The sequence below is a fragment of the Streptomyces sp. C10-9-1 genome (genome assembly GCF_024497955.1).
In the GTDB taxonomy this organism is placed as follows: Bacteria; Actinomycetota; Actinomycetes; order Streptomycetales; family Streptomycetaceae; genus Streptomyces; species Streptomyces sanyensis.
The window spans coordinates 187,238-208,617 of sequence record NZ_JANHKP010000007.1; the positions used below are offsets into that span (position 1 = coordinate 187,238).

At 73.4% G+C, this 21,380-nt stretch carries 23 protein-coding genes and 1 riboswitch; of the genes, 8 read left to right on the forward strand and 15 right to left on the reverse strand.

All coding sequences use genetic code 11. The features are described 5' to 3' along the window. Positions 1–49: 49 nt before the first annotated feature. Positions 50–781, reverse strand: coding sequence for a polysaccharide deacetylase family protein (locus NPS70_RS12090; RefSeq protein WP_305885771.1), 732 nt, complete (start codon positions 779–781; stop codon positions 50–52). Positions 782–1,001: 220 nt separating this feature from the next. After that, entirely contained in the window at positions 1,002–3,158 is a 2,157-nt protein-coding gene (locus NPS70_RS12095) for an acyltransferase family protein (RefSeq protein WP_256524172.1), read from the reverse strand. Between the two features lie 616 nt (positions 3,159–3,774). On the opposite strand from NPS70_RS12095, the gene NPS70_RS12100 reads away from it, so the two are divergent. After that, positions 3,775–3,999 carry a hypothetical protein gene (locus NPS70_RS12100; RefSeq protein ID WP_256524173.1) on the forward strand — a complete coding sequence of 75 codons (225 nt, stop codon included), beginning with the start codon at positions 3,775–3,777 and terminating at the stop codon, positions 3,997–3,999. Then, positions 3,996–4,598 carry a hypothetical protein gene (locus NPS70_RS12105; RefSeq protein WP_256524174.1) on the forward strand — a complete coding sequence of 201 codons (603 nt, stop codon included), beginning with the start codon at positions 3,996–3,998 and terminating at the stop codon, positions 4,596–4,598. The genes NPS70_RS12100 and NPS70_RS12105 overlap by 4 nt, the downstream gene beginning before the upstream one ends. Here NPS70_RS12105 and NPS70_RS12110 read toward each other — a convergent pair. From NPS70_RS12110 to NPS70_RS12120, 3 genes are all read right to left on the reverse strand, one after another. Continuing rightward, positions 4,570–4,932, reverse strand: a complete 363-nt coding sequence (locus tag NPS70_RS12110; protein WP_256524175.1) for a hypothetical protein — start codon at positions 4,930–4,932, stop codon at positions 4,570–4,572. The two genes, NPS70_RS12105 and NPS70_RS12110, sit on opposite strands and share 29 nt — an antisense overlap. A gap of 192 nt (positions 4,933–5,124) precedes the next feature. Further along, positions 5,125–5,349, reverse strand: coding sequence for a hypothetical protein (locus NPS70_RS12115; RefSeq protein ID WP_256524176.1), 225 nt, complete (start codon positions 5,347–5,349; stop codon positions 5,125–5,127). Then, entirely contained in the window at positions 5,346–5,567 is a 222-nt protein-coding gene (locus tag NPS70_RS12120) for a hypothetical protein (RefSeq protein ID WP_256524177.1), read from the reverse strand. The genes NPS70_RS12115 and NPS70_RS12120 overlap by 4 nt, the downstream gene beginning before the upstream one ends. 118 nt (positions 5,568–5,685) lie before the next feature. Between NPS70_RS12120 and NPS70_RS12125 the strand changes: the two genes are divergently transcribed. From NPS70_RS12125 to NPS70_RS12135, 3 genes are all read left to right on the forward strand, one after another. After that, positions 5,686–6,528, forward strand: coding sequence for a helix-turn-helix transcriptional regulator (locus NPS70_RS12125; RefSeq protein ID WP_256524178.1), 843 nt, complete (start codon positions 5,686–5,688; stop codon positions 6,526–6,528). Continuing rightward, entirely contained in the window at positions 6,509–6,778 is a 270-nt protein-coding gene (locus NPS70_RS12130) for a DUF397 domain-containing protein (protein ID WP_256524179.1), read from the forward strand. Before NPS70_RS12125 ends, NPS70_RS12130 begins: the two co-directional genes overlap by 20 nt. A gap of 253 nt (positions 6,779–7,031) precedes the next feature. Next, complete coding sequence (locus NPS70_RS12135) at positions 7,032–7,895, forward strand: hypothetical protein (protein WP_256524180.1); 864 nt, start codon at positions 7,032–7,034, stop codon at positions 7,893–7,895. 390 nt (positions 7,896–8,285) lie between these two features. Here the strand turns inward: NPS70_RS12135 and groL are convergent, their stop codons facing one another. The 4 genes from groL to thrC form a co-directional block, all read right to left on the reverse strand. After that, positions 8,286–9,908, reverse strand: coding sequence for a chaperonin GroEL (groL, locus tag NPS70_RS12140; protein WP_256524181.1), 1,623 nt, complete (start codon positions 9,906–9,908; stop codon positions 8,286–8,288). A 514-nt stretch (positions 9,909–10,422) separates the two neighbouring features. After that, the gene (locus tag NPS70_RS12145) at positions 10,423–10,626 is read right to left on the reverse strand and encodes a cold-shock protein (protein ID WP_005315736.1); all 204 of its coding nucleotides are present in this window, start codon (positions 10,624–10,626) and stop codon (positions 10,423–10,425) included. Between the two features lie 445 nt (positions 10,627–11,071). Further along, complete coding sequence (locus tag NPS70_RS12150; protein WP_256524182.1) at positions 11,072–11,350, reverse strand: MoaD/ThiS family protein; 279 nt, start codon at positions 11,348–11,350, stop codon at positions 11,072–11,074. Further along, positions 11,347–12,651, reverse strand: coding sequence for a threonine synthase (gene thrC, locus NPS70_RS12155; RefSeq protein WP_256524183.1), 1,305 nt, complete (start codon positions 12,649–12,651; stop codon positions 11,347–11,349). The genes NPS70_RS12150 and thrC overlap by 4 nt, the downstream gene beginning before the upstream one ends. A gap of 17 nt (positions 12,652–12,668) precedes the next feature. Further along, a riboswitch (SAM riboswitch) is annotated at positions 12,669–12,813 on the reverse strand. Between the two features lie 118 nt (positions 12,814–12,931). Here thrC and NPS70_RS12160 point away from each other — a divergent pair. From NPS70_RS12160 to NPS70_RS12170, 3 genes are read left to right on the forward strand one after another with little or no spacing between them, the layout of a single operon-like run. Continuing rightward, positions 12,932–13,873 carry a glucosyl-3-phosphoglycerate synthase gene (locus NPS70_RS12160; protein ID WP_256524184.1) on the forward strand — a complete coding sequence of 314 codons (942 nt, stop codon included), beginning with the start codon at positions 12,932–12,934 and terminating at the stop codon, positions 13,871–13,873. A gap of 47 nt (positions 13,874–13,920) precedes the next feature. Further along, complete coding sequence (locus NPS70_RS12165) at positions 13,921–14,112, forward strand: hypothetical protein (protein ID WP_256524185.1); 192 nt, start codon at positions 13,921–13,923, stop codon at positions 14,110–14,112. A 57-nt stretch (positions 14,113–14,169) separates the two neighbouring features. Next, positions 14,170–15,552: a trehalose-6-phosphate synthase gene (locus tag NPS70_RS12170; protein ID WP_256524186.1), complete on the forward strand. Its 1,383-nt coding sequence runs from the start codon at positions 14,170–14,172 to the stop codon at positions 15,550–15,552. Positions 15,553–15,666: 114 nt separating this feature from the next. On the opposite strand, the gene NPS70_RS12175 is transcribed toward NPS70_RS12170, so the two are convergent. The 6 genes from NPS70_RS12175 to NPS70_RS12200 form a co-directional block, all read right to left on the reverse strand. Then, entirely contained in the window at positions 15,667–16,563 is an 897-nt protein-coding gene (locus tag NPS70_RS12175) for an RNA polymerase sigma-70 factor (protein ID WP_256524187.1), read from the reverse strand. A gap of 262 nt (positions 16,564–16,825) precedes the next feature. Continuing rightward, on the reverse strand, positions 16,826–18,031 hold the full coding sequence (locus tag NPS70_RS12180; RefSeq protein ID WP_256524188.1) for an NAD(P)/FAD-dependent oxidoreductase: 1,206 nt from the start codon (positions 18,029–18,031) through the stop codon (positions 16,826–16,828). Between the two features lie 103 nt (positions 18,032–18,134). Continuing rightward, complete coding sequence (locus NPS70_RS12185; RefSeq protein ID WP_256524189.1) at positions 18,135–18,659, reverse strand: MepB family protein; 525 nt, start codon at positions 18,657–18,659, stop codon at positions 18,135–18,137. Positions 18,660–18,759: 100 nt separating this feature from the next. Continuing rightward, positions 18,760–19,605, reverse strand: coding sequence for a trehalose-phosphatase (otsB, locus tag NPS70_RS12190; protein ID WP_256524190.1), 846 nt, complete (start codon positions 19,603–19,605; stop codon positions 18,760–18,762). A gap of 9 nt (positions 19,606–19,614) precedes the next feature. Continuing rightward, on the reverse strand, positions 19,615–19,860 hold the full coding sequence (locus NPS70_RS12195; RefSeq protein ID WP_256524191.1) for a DUF3263 domain-containing protein: 246 nt from the start codon (positions 19,858–19,860) through the stop codon (positions 19,615–19,617). Positions 19,861–19,954: 94 nt separating this feature from the next. Beyond that, complete coding sequence (locus NPS70_RS12200) at positions 19,955–21,220, reverse strand: extracellular solute-binding protein (protein WP_256524192.1); 1,266 nt, start codon at positions 21,218–21,220, stop codon at positions 19,955–19,957. Positions 21,221–21,380 lie beyond the last annotated feature (160 nt).

Here is a 21,380-nt window from a genome sequence, read left to right on the forward strand (position 1 = left end):
GCCCGGCGGCGGTGCGGGGCGCCCCCCGGGGGAGGGCGCCCCGCCGCGCTCAGCCGAGGAGGTAGTCGCGCAGCGGGGCCGGACTCAGCCCCGCCGCGTCGGCGGCCTCCAGTGCGCGGGTGAGGTCGGCCTCCAGCGTGGGGCCCATGTGCAGCAGCACGATGTCGCCCGCCTTCAGCTCCGGGGTGGGCGGGGTCCAGGAGCCCCAGGTGGTGAGGTCGTAGGTCCACATCACGATGGCCTCGGCGCCGCAGGCCGGGGCCGCCGTGCGCGTGTCGGCGTTGTGGTAGGGCCAGTTGTAGGTGGCCCCGCCCGCGGGGCGCAGCAGCCGGGGGCCGTCGCCGAAGGCCGCGAGCTGGCGGTCGCGCGCCCCGCAGATCTCGGCGCGCTGCTCGGCCTCGGTGAGGGTGGTGAGGTCGGGGTGGGTGGTGGTGTGGTTCTCGATCCGGGAGGGGCCGTGCGCGAGGAGCGTGCGGTAGTAGTCGCGGTCCCGCTCGTAGGCGTCGGGCAGCAGGAACAGCGAGGCGGGGATGCGGCGATCGAGGAGCAGCTGCCGGGCTCCGGCGGCCTCCTCGGTCGCCCAGCCGTCGTCGATGGTGATGAAGACGACCGGGTCGTCGGTCTCCACATGGCTGATGACGGGCGCGGGCGCGGGTGTCCACGCCCCGGCCGCGGCCGGGGCGGCCTGGGCGGGGCCCGTGAGGAACACCAGCGGGGCCAGGGTCGTGAGCACGGCGGCGAGCAGGGGGCGGACGCGGCCGCCCGTACGAGGTCTCGGCATGAACCGCATCATTGGACTAGACCAAATACCGTGTCAAGAGGGCCACTTGAGAGAGCCGCCGCCCGTGACCGAGCGTCGGAAAAGGGCTGCGTGCGCGGTGGGGCCCGGGAACCACCCCGGCCCGGGAAGCGAAACGGCCCGGTGCCGCGTCGGGCGGGGTCCGCGGCGGGCGGACCTCTGCTGACGCGGCACCGGGCCGGTCCTCTGCGATGTGCGCTCGCTACCGGAGCTTGTCCAGGTCCTTGCCGGCCAGCCGGATCAGCTCCCGCTCGACGACCGGGGTGAGCGCCTCGACATAGGCGTCGGCCAGGTGGCCGTAGTCCCGGTACACCATGGTGTTGCCGACCACGATCGGGCAGTTGCCGGAGGGGGCGCAGACCCAGGGGTAGGGGTCGATGACGGTGACGTCCTCCGCCTCGGCCGCCTCGCGGATCGCCTGGGTGACGTCCGGCTTGGGGTCGGCCTCGGAGCGGTCGCGGGCGCAGGAGCCGAGATCGTCCGGGTTGGCCACGGCGCAGTCCACCGCGTTGTTCTTGGGCCAGGGGTTGTCCAGCAGCGTCACCACCGGGATGTCGTTCTCCTTGAACATCCGGTAGGTCTCGGCCTGGCCCTTGCCCCAGGCCGTCGCCGTGTCGCCCTCGCCCCACAGCTTCGCGGAGTTGGAGTTGGAGGTGATGACGAGCTCGGGCTTCATCTCCAGGATCCGCTTGAGCGTGACCTCGCGCCACGCGTCGCAGGTCGAGTACGGGCCGCCGTTGTACTCGATGGTGATCTGGGAGATCTTGCACGCGTTCTTGGTGAGGGAGTACAGCTGCCAGTTGTGCTTGCGGGCGATCGCGTCGAGCGCCGGGAACCACTGGGCGACGTGCGAGTCGCCGAACAGGACCACGGTGCGCTCGGCGTCGGTGTCGCCGTAGAGGCACGGCTGCGTCTGGACCGTGTCGGTCATGGTCAGGGCGCAGTCGTCGGTGTACACCTTGGTCCGCTTGTACGCCACGTCCTTCATGCTGGGCGCGAGGTTGGAGGGCAGCGTCTCGATGCGCTCCTCCAGCATCCGGTTCAGTGCCGCCTGCGGGTCGGAGACGCCGGCGAGCGCCTCCTTGGTGTTCTGCCGGGCGGAGCCCGAGGCCAGGCCGGGCGGGAACTGGGCGGCGACGACCGCGGTCAGCGCGGCGACGGCCGACAGGCCCAGGCCGAAGGCGAGGCCCCGGCCCGCGTGGGCCTTGAACGCGCGGTGGAAGCGCATCGGGTTCTCGACCAGGTGCAGGGTGAGCCAGGCCAGCGGGATGCCGCACAGTGCGGCGATCAGCCGCAGCGGGCCCTCGTGCTCGCCGAACCCGGCGGCGGCCGGGACGATCAGGATCAGCGGCCAGTGCCACAGGTACCAGGCGTAGGAGATGCCGCCGACCCAGACCGCCGGGCGCAGCGAGAGCAGCGCCCCCGCGCCGTAGCGCCCGCCCGCCTCGCCGCAGGCGAGGACGGCGGCGGCGCCGAACACGGGGACGACGGCGTAGTAGCCGGGGAAGCGGGTGCTCTCGTCGAAGGCCACGGCCGCGTAGGCGATGGCGGCCAGGCCCGCCCAGCTGACCACCGCGGCGACCGGCCGGGGGATCTCGGGCAGGCGGTGCGCCACCAGGGCGAGCAGGGCGCCGACGGCCAGCTCCCAGATCCGCCCCTGGGAGGCGAAGTACGCCCAGGACGGAGAGGTCTCGGTGAGGTGGAGGTTCACGGCGAAGGAGGCCGCGGCCAGCACCAGCAGCGGGACGCCCAGCAGGGCGCGGCGCCGGAACAGCTTCAGCGCGACGATCAGCAGGACGGGCCAGACCAGGTAGAACTGCTCTTCGACGGCCAGCGACCAGAAGTGCTGGAACGGCGAGGGCGGTACGTCCGTGTTGAAGTAGTCGGTGCCCGCGTCGGCCAGCCGGAAGTTCACCACGTACCAGGCGGACGCGATGGCGTCCTTGACGTAGTCCGCGAAGCGCAGCGGGCCCAGGAACAGCCAGGAGCCCGCGAGGGTCGCGAGGACGACGAGCGTGGAGGCGGGCAGCAGGCGCAGCGCGCGGCGGGCGTAGAACCGGCCCAGCGCGATCCGCCCCGTGCGGGCGTGCTCGCGGAGCATCAGCGAGGTGATGAGGAAGCCGGAGATGACGAAGAACACGTCCACGCCGACGTAGCCGCCGGCGACCTGGGTGACCCCCGCGTGGGAGAGCGCCACCAGGGTGACGGCGACGGCGCGCAGCCCCTGGATGTCCAGCCGCAGGCCCGCCTTGTCCGTTCGCGCCGCCTGCTTGCCGGGGGAGCCGCCCTCCCCCGTTTCCGTGTCCGGCGGGGCTTCGTCGGCGGACCCGGACGGGCGCGCGGTACGGAGGACGGGCACCGTGTGGTTCTCCTTGTTCGTGGGTGTCGCCGGGGTGCGCAGACGGCGCTGGAGTGCTCAGAGGCACGCGCATGCGCTCGCGTCCGCCCCCCCGTTCGGTCCGGGGACTCGTTCCGCGGCAGGCGCTCGACCCAGCCGGGACCGGCGACCGGCAAAGCCGATAATCACTCCGGAGACCGACGATCGAAGCTACCTCAGCCGGAACCGAGGCCGACTGTACGACAGTCACATAGTGATAACAAAGGGGGGAGATTGCTTTGCATCCAGGTGAACTGTCCCTATTCAGGCGCCCCCTCGGAGTGGGCAAAGTCACGGGGCCCGCCCATGCCCGGGATCGGCTTCCCGTCCGCCCCCGGGCTCGGTGACATCGGGGGCGGCGCCCCGGCGCGCGGCTCGGTGGCATCGGCGCGGCGGGAGCTCGCCGCGGGCCCCCCGGAGCCCGTGGCGCACGGCCGGAGACGGGCCGGACCGGCTCGCCCACGCCGGGCGGCCGCGCGGTGCCGCCACCGCGGTCGGCCTTGCCGCGCGGGCGAGGGCGCGCCCCGGGGCGACCGCGCGCCCGTGCGACGGCGCACGCCCCCGCCGGGAACGGCGGGACAGCCCGTGGGCTCCCCCCGTGGACGGGCAGGCGAAGGAGGACGCCCGGCGCCGGCCCGCCGGGGAGGGCGTCACCGAGCGCGACGACGGGACGTGGGCCGACGCCGCGTGCCCCGGGCGGCGCCTCACCGCCGCCGAGGTCGCCGTAGCCCGTGCCGGGGACGTGTTCGGCGAGGAGTCCGAGCCGCCGGAAGCCCGCGTCTGGCCTTCGGCCTCGTGGACCTGCTCGATGCCTAACGGGTGACCTGCGAGATCCGCTTCACCCTCGCGGACCCGGACGACGGCCTGCCCGCCGAGGCGGTGTGGGACGGCTACCGCGGGCGCCCGGAGGCGCCGTCGGCCGGTGAGGCGGTGCCCTGCTCACTGTGGGTCGACGGGTTCGAGGACCGGGGGACCTCGGCGGCCGCCTTCGAGGAGGCCTTCGGCCGCGACACGACACCGCCCGGCTGCGCGAGGACGCCCCCGGCGCCGCCGCCCCGCCGCGCCCACCGGGTGCCGGAGGCGTCCGGCCCGGTGCCGTGGCCGGTCGAACTGCCCGCGTACCGGGCCGCCGCAGCGGTCGCCGCGCTGCGCCCGGCGGTCTTCCGCGGCCTGCCGGACGGCTACCACGCCGTCTACGGCGGGCTGGACCCGGCGGCGGCGCCGGAACCCTCACGGCGCTCGGCCTCCCCCGGACACCGAGCACCCGCCGGCACCGCGCCGGTCCTGGCGGCCGGGCACGCGAACCACCACCGCGCCCCGCACGCCTGGACGGACGAACCGGCCCCGGCCCGGACGGAGGCCGGGCCGGGGCCGGTGGGTGCCGGAGGGGTGCTCAGGCGTCCTTGGCGCAGATCACGTTGACGAACCCGGCGTTCAGGTCCGTCTGCGCGGGGCCCGACTGCCCCACGGTCAGGACCGCGCGCCAGCCGCGCACCTCGCCGTCGGTGAAGGCCGGGCCCGAGAGGACCGGGCTGACGTGCCGGTAGTTCGAGACGAACCCGCCTCCGGTCGCGTGCCAGCCCTCCTTGCAGAACACGGTGGCGACGCCCTCGGTCTCCCCCTTCTTGATCACGATCGGCGCACGGCCCGCGTAGGTGCCCGGGTCGGCGGCGACCGCCGTCCCCTGCCCCAGGCCGCATGCCACCAGCACACTCAGCGCGATTCCGGCCGCCCGCCGGGCCCTCGGAGAAAGCATGGTCCTCTACTCCTCTGTTCGTTGTGGACCGACCGGCACGGCGTACCCCGGCGCGGTCGGCCGGTGGCCGCCGGACCCGGCGGCCACCCCGAGGTCCAACGGCGGGGGCCGGGCGGGGACACCGCCCGTCCGGGTGACGCCGGGCCGCGCCCCTCGGGCCGCGGAAGGCACCCGGCCAGCCGAAGCACCCCGCTACGGCAACCGGCCCTGCGCGTTGCGCTCCCGCACCCGGGCGCGCAGCAGCTCCGAGAACGAGGCCGCCTTGAGCTCCCCCGGAGGGCACTCCCACTCCCGGCCCCCGCCGAGCGGGCGCAGATAGGCGTCCGGCCCGAGGTAGGCCATCACCCGCCCCACCCGCCCGCTGCGCAGGTCCACGGCGTAGCTGCCGGGCTCGGGCCCGGCGGCCGGGAGGGTCACCGCTCCACCGCCCCGAGCGCGTCCGCGAGGCGGGATGCGGTCTCCAGCGTGCAGCGCCCCAGGTCGACCAGCGGACAGGGGGTCTCGCTCGCGAGCGAGACCACGTCGACCCGCAGCGACGGCAGGGTCACCGAGGCCGCCGCCAACTCGCCCCTGAGCCGGGCGATCACCTCCTCCGCGGCCCGCAACCGCTCCCCCGAACGCACGACCTGTGCCATGACCCGCTCTCCTCCACCACTGGTTGTCAGACTTCCCTCACCCAGAGTGTCGATCACTCGCTAGCCTGGGAAGCGGCGCAGACCCAACAACACCTGCTGCTGCCCCAGGAGCCGCCCCATGCCCGGACCCAAGGACCTCGACCCGTCGGCCTCCCCGCGGGCACTGCTCGGCGCGGAACTGCGCCACGCCAGGACGAGAGCCGGACTCACCCAGGACGAGCTGGGCGAGGCGCTGTTCGTCAGCGGCTCCTATATCGGGCAGATGGAGGCGGGCACCCGGCGCATCCTCCCCGAGCACGCCGCCCGGCTGGACGAGGTGCTGGGCACCGGCTCCTTCTTCGCCCGCAACTGCGCGGCCTGCCACCGCTCGCGCTATCCGGACCACTTCGCCGAGGCGGCGGAGGCGGAGGCCCTGGCGGAATCCCTCAAGGAGTACGCGCCCCTGCTGATCCCGGGGCTGCTCCAGACCGAGCCCTACGCCCGGGCGGTCTTCCGCGCCTACCGGCCGACGGCGGAGGAGACGGCCGTCGACGAGCTGGTGGCGGCCCGGCTGGACCGCGCCGCGCTGCTGGCCGATCCAACACGGCCCCTGTTCTGGGCCGTTGTGGACGAGGCGGTGCTGCATCGCCGGGTCTGCGGCGCGGCGGTGATGGCCGGGGCACTGCGCCATATGACGGGCCTGGCGCGCAGGCGCCGGATCATCCTCCAGCTGCTGCCCTTCTCCGCGGGCGCCCACGCCTCGCTCGAAGGCTCGATCAAGCTGATGACCTTCCCCGACGCACCCCCGCTCGCCTATCTCCAGGGCGTGGGCTCGGGGCGTCTGGAGGACGATCCGGCCACGGTCGCCCGCCATCAGCTCACCTTCGACCTGCTGCGGGCGGCCGCGCTCGCGCCGGATTCCTCCTTGGCGCGGATCGAGGCGGTGGCGGAGGATTACGCGCATGAAGAGCAGCAGCCCTGAGCACGATCTGAGGCCCGCCGTCTGGTCCACCTCCTCCTACAGCGGCGGCAGCGGAGGCGACTGCGTGGAAGTCGCCCTCGCCTGGCGCAAGTCCAGCCACAGCGGCGGCGAGGGAGGGAACTGCCTGGAGGTGGCGGAGGGCCACCCCGGCATCGTCCCCGTCCGGGACTCCAAGGCCCCCGACGGCCCGAAGCTCGTGTTCGGCGCAGACGCCTGGTCGGCCTTCCTCGGGGGGCTCGGCCGCCCCTGACCGGGACCGCCGGGCGGCGCCGCGGGCACACGCGAGACTCGGGATCCGAGCGTCGAGCGCCTTTCTGACGGAAGGGGTGGCCGGGCCTCAACCCGCCCTCCCACCCTGCCCGTTGACATGGACCGGGCACAGAGCGCGAGCGATTTGCCACGCAGCGTCATCTCGCTCTAGCGTGCTGGAAAACGAACGACCCCCGTCGGGTGCTACCAACACCCGCGGGGGCCTGACCGCACGATCGAAAGACCTCGATCCCATGGCTGACACCGAGCTTAGTAGCGCCCCCCATCCGCCCGCCAACCCTGGCTACGGCAAACGTACGACCCCGGGCGGGCATCCGCGCACCGGGGCCGACTTCACCGGTCTGCCGCCGCGCGAGGCGGCCCTCGCCTCCTTCGTCGACCGGCTCCCCGAGGGCAGCGACATCTCCGTGAAGACGCTGGCCAGGCTCACCCCCTACGGCCAGTGCGCCGTCGCCCGCGCCCTCAACAACCTGATCGCGGCAGGCCACTTGAGGCGCGGACGGGAGTGCGTGACGAACCCCTCGGGAAGCCCCGTGTGGGTGACGCGCACCTGGTGGTCGCGCACCGCCCGCGACGACGCCTGGTGGGCCGCCTTCCGGCGCGGCGACGCGGTCGAGGAGCGCCGCCGGACCACCCTGCCGCGGGCCTATGTGGTGCTCGCCGCGCTCGGCCGGGAGAACCCCGCGATGTCCCTGTCGCACGCCGACTGCACGGTGCTGGCACCGCTGGTGGAGGAGTGGTTCGCCCGCGAGGCGACCGACCGTCAGGTGCTGTGCGCGCTCACCGAGGGCCTGCCCCGGCCGGTGCACCACCCGGCCGCGCTGGCCCGGCGGCGCCTGGTCGACAAGCTGCCTCCCGCGCCGCCGCCGAGGCCGCGGCCGGTCCGGGTGCTGGAGTGCGGCGGCTGCGGGGCCCCGGCCCGGGGCGGGGAGCTGGTCCGCGGGGCGTGCCGCCGCTGCCGGGGCCTGGCGGCCGGACCGCCCGCGGCACTGCCGCCCGACCGGGTCCGGGTCCTGGCCGCCGAGGCCCGCGCCGCGGCAGCCCGCTCCGGAGAAGGCACGTCGTCCTCCCCACCCCGGGCGGAAGGGCCGTCATGACCGCACCGGGGCCTGGCGGCCAGGGCTGCCGCCCCGCCTGCGGAGGACGACTCCACCGGGGAGACCGTGCAGGGCGCCCTCACGGGACGAGTACCGGGGTCGGCTCCTCGTGGGTGGGGTGCGGACGGGCAGCCTGAGGTGATGGACGTCGGTCAGCCACTGCCTCGCGAGGTGAAGGCCATCGACTCGGCCTCGCCGCGCCCGGCGCCTGCCTCGGTCCGTCGGCCGCCCGGAGAACGGGAGGGCCGGGGAGCCGGCCGGCCGGCTTTCGTCCGCGGGGAGCCGGGCCGGTCCACCGCCGCCCCCGCCCTCCCGGGAAACGCCCGAGGGCGGCACCCCCTGGGGGTGCCGCCCTCGGTCCGTGCGGACGGGTCCGATCCGGAAGCCGGATCAGAAGTCCATGTCACCGCCCGGCATGCCGCCACCGGCGGGCGCGGCGGCCTTCTCCGGCTTGTCGGCGATGACGGCCTCGGTGGTGAGGAACAGCGCGGCGATCGACGCGGCGTTCTGCAGCGCGGAGCGCGTCACCTTCGCCGGGTCGATGATGCCCTCGGCGATCATGTCGACGTACTCGCCGGTCGCGGCGTTCAGGCCGTGGCCGACGGTCAGGTTGCGCACCTTCTCCACGACGACGCCGCCCTCAAGGCCGCCGTTGACGGCGATCTGCTTGAGCGGGGCCTCCAGGGCCAGCTTGACGGCGTTGGCACCGGTGGCCTCGTCGCCGTCGAGCTCCAGCTTCTCGAAGACCGCGGAGGCCTGGAGCAGGGCCACGCCACCACCGGCGACGATGCCCTCCTCGACGGCCGCCTTGGCGTTGCGCACGGCGTCCTCGATGCGGTGCTTGCGCTCCTTGAGCTCGACCTCGGTGGCGGCACCGGCCTTGATGACGGCCACGCCGCCGGCCAGCTTCGCCAGGCGCTCCTGGAGCTTCTCGCGGTCGTAGTCCGAGTCGCTGTTCTCGATCTCGGCGCGGATCTGGTTCACGCGGCCCGCGACCTGCTCGCTGTCACCGGCACCGTCGACGATGGTGGTCTCGTCCTTGGTGATGACGACCTTGCGGGCGCGGCCCAGCAGGTCCAGACCGGCGTTCTCCAGCTTGAGGCCGACCTCCTCGGAGATGACCGTGCCGCCGGTGAGGATGGCGATGTCGTTCAGCATGGCCTTGCGGCGGTCGCCGAAGCCCGGGGCCTTGACGGCGACGGACTTGAAGGTGCCGCGGATCTTGTTGACGACCAGGGTCGACAGGGCCTCGCCCTCGACGTCCTCGGCGATGATCAGCAGCGGCTTGCCCGACTGCATGACCTTCTCCAGCAGCGGGAGCAGGTCCTTCACCGCGGAGATCTTCGAGTTGACGATCAGGATGTACGGGTCGTCCAGGGACGCCTCCATACGCTCCATGTCGGTGGCGAAGTACGCCGAGATGTAGCCCTTGTCGAAGCGCATACCCTCGGTGAGCTCCAGCTCCAGACCGAAGGTCTGGGACTCCTCGACGGTGATGACGCCTTCCTTGCCGACCTTGTCCATGGCCTCGGCGATCAGCTCGCCGATCTGGGTGTCGGCGGCGGAGATGGAGGCCGTGGAGGCGATCTGCTCCTTGGTCTCGACGTCCTTCGCCTGCTCCAGCAGCGCACCGGAGACGGCCTCGACGGCCTTCTCGATGCCGCGCTTCAGGGCCATCGGGTTGGCACCGGCGGCCACGTTGCGCAGGCCCTCGCGGACCAGGGCCTGGGCCAGCACGGTCGCGGTGGTCGTACCGTCGCCGGCGACGTCGTCCGTCTTCTTGGCGACTTCCTTGACCAGCTCGGCGCCGATCTTCTCGTACGGGTCCTCGAGCTCGATCTCCTTGGCGATGGACACACCGTCGTTGGTGATCGTGGGGGCGCCCCACTTCTTCTCGAGGACGACGTTGCGACCCTTGGGACCAAGGGTGACCTTGACGGCGTCGGCGAGCTGGTTCATCCCGCGCTCGAGACCGCGCCGAGCCTCCTCGTCGAACGCGATGATCTTGGCCATGTGAAGTGGTCCTCCCGGACTGGGGTGGATACATCGGATCGCGCCCGGCGCCCGCGACGGCCGGCCTGCGCGCCCTGTGGTTCCTTGCCCCACACGGCTCGCGGACCTCACCGACCCGATCCAAGTTCTGTCACTCTCACTCGGAGAGTGCTAACCAATGATTAGCACTCGACCCCCTCGAGTGCAAGCGCCTTCGAAGAAGGCTCCGTGAGGGGTGGTGGTCGGGAGACGGGTGGGGGCAAGCGCCTTCGAAGAAGGCTCCGTGAGGGGTGGTGGTCGGGAGACGGGCGGGGGCAAGCGCCTTCGAAGAAGGCTCCGTGAGGGGTGGCGGCCGGGAGACGGGCGGGGGCAAGCGCCTTCGGAGAAGGCCCGGCCGGAGGGCACGGAGGGCGTGCGCCGTCGCGCGCGGCGGGGCGGGGCCGACACGCGCGAGGGGCCCGCGCCCCGAGCGTGTCGGGATGCGGGCCCCTCGGCCTGAGTGCGTCGGTGGCCGAACGCGCCTGGATCGGTCGGATCAGACGGCGAGCTTGACCATGTCCGCCTGCGGACCCTTCTGGCCCTGCGAGATCTCGAACTCGACCCGCTGACCCTCTTCAAGGGTGCGGTAGCCGTCCATCTGGATGGCGCTGTAGTGGACGAATACATCCGCACCACCGTCGACCGCGATGAAGCCGTACCCCTTCTCCGCGTTGAACCACTTGACGGTGCCCTGAGCCATGCCTAACTCCCCTATTACTGGCCCTTGCACAGGACCGCACTTCGCGGACCCGGGTCAGACCTCACCCCGACAGGTGGGGTGTGCGCCGGAACGCGTCGACCGCGGCTGAATGTATCTGCCCAACTGCCCTCTGCAACAGGTCAATCGGACGAGAAATCCGGGCAGGACCGATCGAGTGATCTATGCGAATTCGTGGCTTTCCGGGTCAAGTCGGGCCCGACAAAACAGCACTATCAAGGCATTTCGCGCACAGACTTTGGCCGCTTTCTTGCGGTGGGGAGCCCGTTTCCGCGGAGAAGGCGCAGGGGGCTTCCCAGACTCTACCGCGCTCAACCATGCGGAAATGCCCCCTCCCGACAGCTCGGGGAGGGGGCAGAACGGCCGACTCCGCGGCCCGGGCGCACCAGCGCGCACCGGGCCGTTCCGGACGGGGCTCCCGCGGGGCTCAGCAGCCGCCCGCGACCGCCGGGATGATCGAGACGCCGGCACCGTCGGGGGTCGCCGTCTCCAGACCCTGCTCGAAGCGGACGTCGTCGTCGTTCACGTACACGTTCACGAAGCGGCGCAGCTTGCCCTGGTCGTCCAGGACACGGGCGGCGATACCGGTGTGGTTCTTCTCCAGGTCGGCGATGACCTCGGCGAGGGTGCCGCCCTCGGCGCTGACCTCGGCCCGGCCGCCGGTGTAGGTGCGCAGGATGGTGGGGATGCGGACGTTGACGCTCATGCGAGGCCAGCCTCTCGGAAAGAGTCCAGGTTGGGGCGGATGACAGCGGTCATACCCGTCGTGGGCTCCACCGCGTCGAGGGTCTTCAGGCCGTCACCCGTGTTGACGACGACCGTGGTGAGGGAGGGGTCGATGGCACCGGCCTCGACCAGCTTCTTCGCCACGCCCAGGGTCACTCCGCCGGCGGTCTCCGTGAAGACGCCCTCGGTGCGGGCGAGCAGCTTGATGGCGTCGACGATCTCCGCGTCGGTGACGTCCTCCACCGCACCGCCGGTGCGGCGGCAGATGTCGAGCACGTAGGGGCCGTCGGCCGGGTTGCCGATCGCGAGGGACTTGGCGATCGTGTCGGGCTTCTGCGGGCGCACCACGTCCTGGCCCGCCTTGAAGGCCGCGGAGACCGGGGAGCAGCCCTCCGCCTGGGCGCCGAAGATCTTGTAGGGGCGGTCCTCCACCAGACCGAGCCGGATCAGCTCCTGGATCCCCTTGTCGATCTTGGTGAGCTGGGAGCCGGAGGCGATCGGGATGACGATCTGGTCGGGGATGCGCCAGCCGAGCTGCTCGCAGATCTCGTAGGCGAGCGTCTTGGAACCCTCCCCGTAGTACGGGCGGAGGTTGACGTTGACGAAGCCCCAGCCCTCGCCCGCCGGGTCGCCGATCAGCTCGGAGCAGAAGCGGTTGACGTCGTCGTAGTTGCCCTCGATGCCGACCAGCTCGCCGCCGTAGACGGCGGCCATGACGACCTTGCCCTGCTCCAGGTCGCTCGGGATGAACACGCAGCTGCGGAAGCCGGCGCGGGCCGCGGCCGCGCCGACGGCGCCCGCGAGGTTGCCCGTCGAGGAGCAGGACAGGGTGGTGTAGCCGAAGGCGCGGGCGGCCTCCAGCGCCTGCGCCACGACCCGGTCCTTGAAGGAGTGGGTCGGGTTGCCGGAGTCGTCCTTGACGTGCAGCTTCCCCGGCTCGATGCCCAGCTCGCGGGCGAGGTTGTCGGCCTGCACCAGCTTGGTCCAACCGGGGTTCAGGTTGGGCTTGGAGGCGACGTCGGCGGGGACGGGCAGCAGCGGAGCGTAGCGCCAGATGTTCTCGGGGCCGTTCTCGATCCGCTTGCGCAGCCCCTCGGGGTCGCCCGTGGGGAGGTCGTAGGCGACCTCCAGCGGTCCGAAGCAGACCTCGCACGCGAAGATCGGGCCCAGGGCGAAGCGCTCACCGCACTCGCGACAGGAGAGCCCGGAGGCGGGGCCGAGATCGACGGCGCCCGTACCGGCGGCGGAGGGAGCGGCGGTGGCAGAAGTCTGTACAGCCATGGAGGCGAGGCCCTTTCTCCTCATCTTCCTCATGGCGCATCTCGCCATGAGACGGATTTGGCACCTTCCCTAGCCGGGAGCCTCGCGTCGTACGCAACGAGACCGGCTGGAGGGTTGCCGGGGCTTCAACGGGCCGTTTCCCTCTGCCCCTCTGGATGAGCGGTATGTGATTGTCCGCGCGGTACGACCCCGACATGCGACGGTCATCCGCGTTGTTCAAGACTGTAACCGAACCCCCGGACGGTTGAGCCGGTCGTCCGATCCGCGAGATGGAGATCACGTGCTGGATGAGGTGGAGCGCTGGCTGGCCCGGCGGTCCTGGACGGTGGCGGACCGCCCGATGGGACGGCTGCTCGCCGCCAAGCAGGAGACCACGGTCAGCGTCGTGCTCCCCGCACTGAACGAGGAGGCGACGGTCGGCGAGATCGTCTCCGTGATCCGCGGGGAGCTGATGACGCCTTCCGCACCGCTGGTCGACGAGCTGGTCGTGCTCGACTCCGGGTCCACCGACGCGACCGCCGAGGTGGCCGCCGCCGCCGGGGCGCGGGTGGTCCACCGGGACGCGGTGCTGCCGCGGCTGCCGGCGGTGCCGGGCAAGGGCGAGGTGCTGTGGCGCTCCCTGCTGGTGACCGGCGGCGACGTGGTGTGCTTCGTCGACGCGGACCTGCGCGACTTCTCCCCCGACTTCGTCACCGGGACCGTCGGGCCGCTGCTGACCGAGCCCGACGTCCACTTCGTCAAGGCCATGCACGACCGGCCGCTGGCCGGGGAGCCGGGGCAGGGCGGCCGGGTGACGGAGCTGGTGGCCCGCCCCCTGCTCAATCTGCACTGGCCGCAGCTGGCCGGGTTCGTCCAGCCGCTGGGCGGCGAGTACGCGGCGCGGCGCTCGCTGCTGGAGCGGCTGCCCTTCCCCGTCGGCTACGGCGTGGAGATCGGCCTGCTGGTGGACGCGCTGGCCACGGTCGGCCTGGACGCGCTGGCGCAGGTGGACGTGGGCACCCGCAAGCACCGCCACCAGGACGGGCAGGCGCTGGGGCGGATGGCCGCGGCGATCTACCGCACCGCGCAACTGCGCCTGGCCCGGGGCCATCTGGTGCGCCCCTCGCTCACCCAGTTCGAGCGCGGGGAGCGGGGGTTCGTGCCCCGGACGTACCAGGTGGACACGGAGGAGCGGCCGCCGATGCGGGAGATCGGGGAGTACGCGGCACGCCATGCCGCCTAGCGGCCAATCCACGGTGTGCTTGTCGTTCTTGTCTACCTTTTCACCCTATGGACGCCATGGACGCCTTCCTGTACGCCACTGGCCGCTCCCTCGCCCTGACGGGACAGCACGGCCAGCACCTCGCCCGGACGGGCACCGCCGCCGAGCAGCTCTGGCTGCTCGGCGGAGTCGCGCTCAGCCTCACCGCGGCCGGGGTCGTCGCGCTCGCCGCCGTCCGTGGCCGGAAACGCGACCACTGAACCGCGGCCTTGCCGCACGCACGTTTGAGCCCGGGTGGTACGGGCTACGTTCGCCACATGGTCCACGACGCTGCACAGATCCTCGTCGCGTCCAACCGCGGCCCGGTCTCCTACACGCCGACCGGTGACGGCGGCGTCGAAGCACGGCGCGGGGGCGGCGGAGTCGTCTCCGGGCTCTCGGCGATCGGGTCCGACGCACGGTCCCTGTGGGTGTGCGCCGCCCTCGGCGAGGGCGACCGGCACGCGGTGCGCCAGGGCGTGGGCGAGGATGGTGTCCGGATGCTGGACATCGATCCGGAGGTCCACGCGGCCGCCTACAACGGCATCGCCAACTCGGTGCTGTGGTTCCTCCACCACATGCTCTACCAGACACCCCTGGAGCCCGTGTTCGACCGGGACTTCGAGCGGCAGTGGGAGGCGTACCGGAGCTACAACCGCGCCTTCGCCGAGGCGCTCGCCGCCGAGGCCGCCGACGGTGCGGCGGTGCTGGTGCAGGACTACCACCTGGCGCTGGTGCCGGGGATGCTCCGCGAGCGGCGGCCCGACCTGAGAATCGGCCACTTCTCCCACACGCCCTGGGCGCCCCCCGAGTACTTCCGGATGCTGCCCGACGCCATCGCCGGGGAACTGCTGCGGGGCATGCTCGGCGCGGACCGCCTGGGCTTCCTGACCCGCCGCTGGGCGGACGCCTTCACCGCGTGCTGCGCGCAGCAGCTCGGCGGTACGGACGCGGCGGTCACCGCCGTCCACGCCCTGGGCGCCGACGCGGAGTTCCTGCGCGAGCGCTCCCGCAGGCCGGACGTGGAGGAGCGGATGGCCGAGCTGCGCGAGGCCGTCGGGCCGGGCCGCCGGACGATCGTCCGGGTGGACCGCACCGAGCTGTCGAAGAACATCGTGCGCGGCCTGCTCGCCTACCGCGAGCTGCTCACCTCCCGGCCCGAGTGGCGCGGGAGGGTCGTGCACATCGCGCTCGCCTACCCCTCCCGCCAGGACCTTCCCGTGTACCGCGCGTACACGGCCGAGGTGTCCCGGCTGGCCGCCGCGATCAACGAGGAGTTCGGCACCGGGGACTGGACGCCCGTCGTGCTGCACGTCAGGGACGACTTCGCCCGCTCGCTGGCCGCCTACCGGATGGCCGACGTGGCGCTGGTCAACCCGATCCGCGACGGCATGAACCTGGTGGCCAAGGAGGTTCCGGTCGTCTCGGACGAGGGCTGCGCGCTCGTGCTGTCCCGGGAGGCCGGCGCCCACGAGGAGCTGGGCGAGTTCGCGATCACGGTCAACCCCTACGACGTCACGGCGACCGCCGAGGCACTGCACCGCGGCCTGATGATGCCCGCGGCGGAGCGCGCCGAGCGGACCAAGCACCTCGGTGCCGCGGCCACGGCGCTGCCGCCGCGCCGGTGGTTCCTGGACCAGCTGGAGCCCCTGCGCTCCTGACGGCGGCGCCGTCGACGCGAGGGCACGCGCCCGCGACCACCCCACCCCCGGCAGGTGGCCGCGGGCGCACGGGGCGGCCGCGGCAGCCGCTTCCGCCGCGGCCCGCCGCCCGCGTCACCGCAGGGTGAGCGGGGTCTCCGACCCGACCCGGGTCAGCTTCTCGGGGTTGCGCACGTAGAACAGGCCCGCGATGCGCCCCTCCTCGACCCTGACCGCGAGCACGCCGTCGACCTCGCCGTCCACCCGGACGAGGAGCGCCGGGCGGCCGTTGACCACGGCCGGGTCGCTGGTGACCGCCGCTCCGGTCTTCCGGATGCTGCCGAGGTAGAAGCGGGCCACCTTGTCGGCGCCGACGATCGGCCGCAGGGCGGCCTGCTTGACCCCGCCGCCGTCGCTCACCAGCACGACGTCCGGGGCGAGCACGTCCAGCAGCTCCTGAGGGTCGCCGGTCTCCAGCGCCCGCCGGAAGGACTCCACGGCCGCCCGCGCCTCGCGCGGGGAGGCCACCGTGCGAGGACGGCGGGCCTCCACGTGCTTGCGGGCGCGGTGCGCGATCTGCCGGACCGCCGCCGGGCTCTTGCCCACCGACTCGGCGATCTCGTCGTAGCCGACGTCGAACACCTCGCGCAGCACGAAGACGGCGCGCTCGGTCGGCGCGAGCCGCTCCAGGACGAGCATCATCGCCATCGACAGGCTCTCGGCGAGTTCCACGTCCTCGGCCACGTCCGGCGCCGTCAGCATCGGCTCGGGCAGCCACTGGCCGACGTAGGACTCCCTGCGGCGCTTCATGGTGCGCAGTCTGTTGAGGGCCTGCCGGGTCGTGATCCGCACCAGGTAGGCCCGCGGGTCGGCCACCTGCTCCGGGTCGACCTCGGCCCAGCGCAGCCACGTCTCCTGGAGGACGTCCTCCGCGTCGGCCGCCGAGCCGAGCATCTCGTAGGCGACGGTGAACAGCAGGTTGCGGTGGGCCACGAAGCTCTCGGTGGCCGGGTCGGCGGCGTGCTCGCTCATCTCTCGCCCCTCCTGGGCGGCCGGGGCGCTGGGCCGCCGGGTGCGGTTCGGGTGGTTCGGGTGGCCCTGATGGTCCGGTTGGTTCGGGTGGGCCGGGTGGGCCGGGTGGTTCGGGCCGGCCCCGTGGCGCACGCGGTCGGCGCGGTCCGCGGGGACGGCGTGACCGGCCCGCGGCCCCGCTCCCCGCGGGCGGCCGGGGCCGGGTCGGCGGCGGCCCGGCCGGCCGCCGCGCCCCCGCCGTCGGTGGTCCGGCGGACGCCGCTCACGCGGCCGGTTCGGCGGCGGGCAGCGCCGTGCCCTGCCCGCCTCGGAGGGCCTTGCGGCGAGCGGGCCCGCCGGGGACGCGGTGCAGCTTGTAGGAGCCGGGCTTGGCCGCCTCGCCGGACAGCTGCTTGACGACGCTGTCGCAGACCAGCTCCTTGAGCCGCCCGCCCGGCCGTCCGTCGAGGTGGACACCGACCGCGACGTCCGAGCGGTGAGAGAACTGGAAGATGCCGGTCCGCCGCCCGAGGCTGATGCACTGCCCCGCGAACACCTGGTTCAGCGGTGCGGGCCGCTCGCCCTCGATCCGGGCCACCACCGTGTCCGCGGCCCGGGCCCCCAGCGGCATCGCGGCCTGGCAGCTCATCCGCAGCGGCAGGCCGGAGGGCGCGGCCGAGTCCCCGGCCGCGAGGATGCGCGGGTCGTCGACGGATGTCAGGGTCTCGTCCGTGAGCAGGCGGCCCAGTGCGTCGGTGCGCAGGCCGCTGCGCCGGGCCAGGTCGGGCACCGCGAACCCGGCCGTCCACACGGTCACCCGGCTCGGCAGCTCACGGCCGTCGGCGAGGCGCACGGCCTCGGCCGCCACCTCCGTCACCTGCGCGCCGGGCCCGTCGAGGACCCGCACGCCGAGTTCGGCCAGCCGCCCGGCCACCGCGCGGCGCCCCCGGGGGTGGAGGTAGGGGCCCAGCACCCGGCCGCAGACCAGGGTCACGGGGCGGCCCAGCTCCGCCAGCTCGGCGGCGGTCTCGATCCCGGTCGGGCCGGCACCGACGACCGTCACCGGGGCCGTCGAGGGCTCGGCGTCGAGCACCGGGCGCAGCCGCTGCGCCTCCTCCAGGCCGGCGATCGGATAGGCGTGCTCGGCCGCGCCCGACACCCCGGGATCGGCACTGCCGCTGCCGACGGCGTACACCAGGTAGTCGTAGGTCAGCGTGCCGCCCGATGCCAGTTCCACCCGGCGCCGGGGCGCGTCGATCCGGACCGCGCTGTCCACCACCAGCTCCACGCTCCCGGCCAGCACCTCCCGGTACGCGACGACGGCGTCGCCCGTCCCGCCCGCCAGCTGGTGCAGCCGGACCCGGTGGACGAAGGACGCACGCGGGTTGACGAGCCGCACGGTCACGTCCGCGCGCCGGGTCAGGCGGTTGGCCGCCATCACGCCGGCGTATCCGCCGCCGACGACGACCACCTCGGTGTTCTCGCTCATGGCCTCTCCCTCATTCCCCGGTGGACTTTCCCCATCCCGGTGGGTTCGACCTCAAGACACCGCGGAGGCGGACGCTGTGACAGCCTATGGCGCAGATCACGTCCTACGGGTGGTACAGGGCGCGGGCGCGTGCCGGGTCGGCGGGCCCGCCGCCGTCGCCGAGGTCGAGGAAGTGGCGCACCTGCCACGCCTGGGTGCGCCGGGCCGCCGGGCCGGTCGGGGCGGCCCACGGCGGATAGACGCGGAAGCCGCGCCTGCCGCCGGAGCCTCCCGAGGAGACGATCCCGTGGTCGCGCAGCGTCTCGCGGGGGAACACGAACTGCCCGGAGATTTCGCCGTCGCGGCAGCCGACGACGAAGAGGTCCACCGCGTCGGCCGCGTCGAAGGGCCGGATCGGGCCCGCCTCGGACCTCTGCCACAGGGTGACGAACTGCCCCGCCCTCGCCGGGGTGGTCCTGGCCGCGCGGAACCGGACCGAGCGGCCGTCGAGCGTGAACCCGCAGGCCGCGTACGCCGCGCTCTCCGGTTCGGGCACGGGGAGCGAGCAGGCGAACCCGGCCGGGTCGTACACCAGCGCCTTCGCCGCCAGCAGGTCGCCGTGGAGCCCCGCCCACGCCTCGTCCGTCACCGCGCCGCCGCCATGCCGTCATCCTGTCATCGGGCCGGTGGGCACCGCCCACCGGCGGTGGCCACCGGCGGACTGCCCGGCCCAGGGGCCTCCGGGTGCCCTACAGCCGCTCGGCGAGGGCCGCCAGCAGGTCCGCCACGGCCGGGGGGCCCGGGAGGACCAGGTCCGCGCGCTCCGCCAGCTCCGGCACCTCGCTCCCGCTGCACACGAGCAGCCCCGGCACCCCGTCCGACCGCAGCTTCCCGACCGCGGCGAAGGCCGCGAGGTCGCCGAGGTCGTCTCCCGCGTACAGGACGGCCCCGGCACCGGCCCGGCGCACATGGGCGTCGAGGGCGACGCCCTTGTCCATGCCCGGGGGGCGCAGTTCGAGGACCATGCGCCCCGGTTCGAGGACCAGTCCGTGGCGGGAGGCGAGCGCGGCCATCGGCTCGCGCAGCGCGTCGAAGGCGCCCTGCGGGTCGTCGGCGCGCCGGGTGTGGACGGCCACCGCCCGGCCCTTCTCCTCGATCCAGGCGCCCTGCCGGACGCCGGCGGCCTCCAGGACGCCCGGCAGTCCGGCCCGGGCGGCGGCCACTCCGGGGTGCGCGGCCGGCCCGGTGACCGTGCCGGTGGCGGCGTCCCAGCGCTCGGCGCCGTAGTGGCCGAGCACCACGAGGTGGTCGAGCCCGGGCACTCCCGCGAAGCCCCCGTAGCGGACGGCGACCCCGGCCGGGCGGCCGGTGACCACGGCCACGGAGGCGACCTTCGGGGCGAGCCGGGCGAGCGCGGGGACCACGCGCTCGTGCGCGCGGGCCTGCTCGGGGTCGGGCACGATCTCGGCGAGTGTGCCGTCGAAGTCGAGGGCCACGACGGTCTCGGCGGGCCGGTCGAGGACGGCCGCGAGTCCGTCGCGGCCCGCGGGGGTGGACGGCGTCGGCAGGGTGTGTGCGTACGGGGAGCTGCCCATGCCCCGACCTTAACGGCGGGATCTGCGTGCGTCCCTGACACGGCGAAGACGGTTCACGGTGACCGGATCGTGCACCAGGGCGCGGGGGTCGTCGAGGAGGGCGTTGAGCAGCTGGTAGTAGCGGACCGGGGAGATGCCGAGCTGCTCCCTGATCGCCCGCTCCTTGGCCCCGGGGCCGGACCAGGTGCGCCGCTCCATGGCGAGCACGGACTGCTCGCGGGCGGGCAGCCCGGTGCTCTGCGGCTCCTCGGTCATACGATCCAACCTATCGCCCGGCACCCCCACCCGGCCCCCGGCTCCGTCCGGGCCCGGTCCTGTGCCCGGGCCCGGTCCCGGCCGCGGACCCGGCCTACTCGGCCGCCTCGGCCTCGGCCGCGTCGCCGTCGATCTCGGAGAGGGTCGCCGCCACGCTGCCGCCCGGCTCCATCGCCTTGCCGATCTTCTTCTTGATGGTCTCGCTCACGGCCGCCCAGGAGGTCTTGCCGACCGGCGGGAGGACGGAGGTGGGCAGCGCGTGCAGGAACTCGCGCAGGTCCGCGTGCTCCGGGTCCTTCTCCATCGCCTCGGAGGCGGTGACCGTCGGCGGCAGCAGGTCGTTCTGCCGGGCGAAGGCGAGGACGTTGGCGTCGCTGAAGACGTAGTCGAAGAACGCGCCGATCTCCTTGCGGTGGCCGTTCTCCTTGAAGCCCATGATCCAGTCGGCGACGCCCATCGAGCCCTTGGCCTCGCCCTCGCGTCCCGGCAGCTCGACCTTGCCGACGTCGATGCCCTCCTTCTCGGCGGCCTGCATCAGGGACGGGTGCCCGTTCAGCATGCCGACCTCACCGCGGGTGAACGCGGCGAATGCGTCCTTGCGGTTGAGCTCGCCGGGGGCGACCGGCCCGGTCAGGCCGGGCTTGACCAGCTCGTCGCGGAGCCATTCGAAGGCGCTGATGTTGGCCTGGGAGTCGATGGCGTACTTGTTGACCGCGTCGGTGTAGCCGGTGCCGCCGCTCAGCAGCCACATCAGGGTCTCGGCCTGCGCCTCCTCCGGGCCGAGCGGCAGCGCGAAGGGGTAGCGGACCCCGCTGTCCTTGAGCGCCCGGGCGTCCTCGGCGAGCTCGTCCCAGGTCTCCGGCGTGCCCGTGATCCCCGCCTCGGCGAAGAGCTCCTTGTTGTAGAAGAGCAGCCGGGTGGAGGCCGCGAAGGGGAGACCGTACTGGGTGCCCTTGTACTCGCCCGCGTCGGTGAGCGGCACCAGGAAGTTGGACTGCACCGGCACCGACAGCAGCTGGTCGGCCGCGTAGAGGCGGCCGTCCGCGGCGTAGTCCGCGTAGGCGCCGATCTGGGCGACGTCGGGGGCGTTCCCGGCCTCCACCATCTCGGCGACCTTGCGGTCGACGTCGTTCCAGGACTCGATCTGCACCTCGACCTTGATCCCGGGGTGCTCGGCCTCGAAGGCGGTGGTGAGCTGCTCCCAGTAGACCTTGCTGGTCTGGCCGCCGGAGACGTCGTAGTCGGCGGCGACGAGATGGAGGGTGACATCGCCCGAACCCGTCGCGCCGCACCCTGTCAGCACGGCCGCCATGCCCAGTGCCGCGGTTGCGGCAGTCAGACCTATGAAGGGACGCTGCACTGCTCTCCCCCACCCTCTGCTCGTCGGTTGCGCGCGTCCCCGTCGGCCCCCGTGACGCTCTGCGGATGAACGAAGATTGTCCCACGCATTGCCATGAGGTCTACACCAGTGCCGGTCTCGCTTTCGCAACGTCCTTGCGCAACCCCTTCCGCGTCGCGAC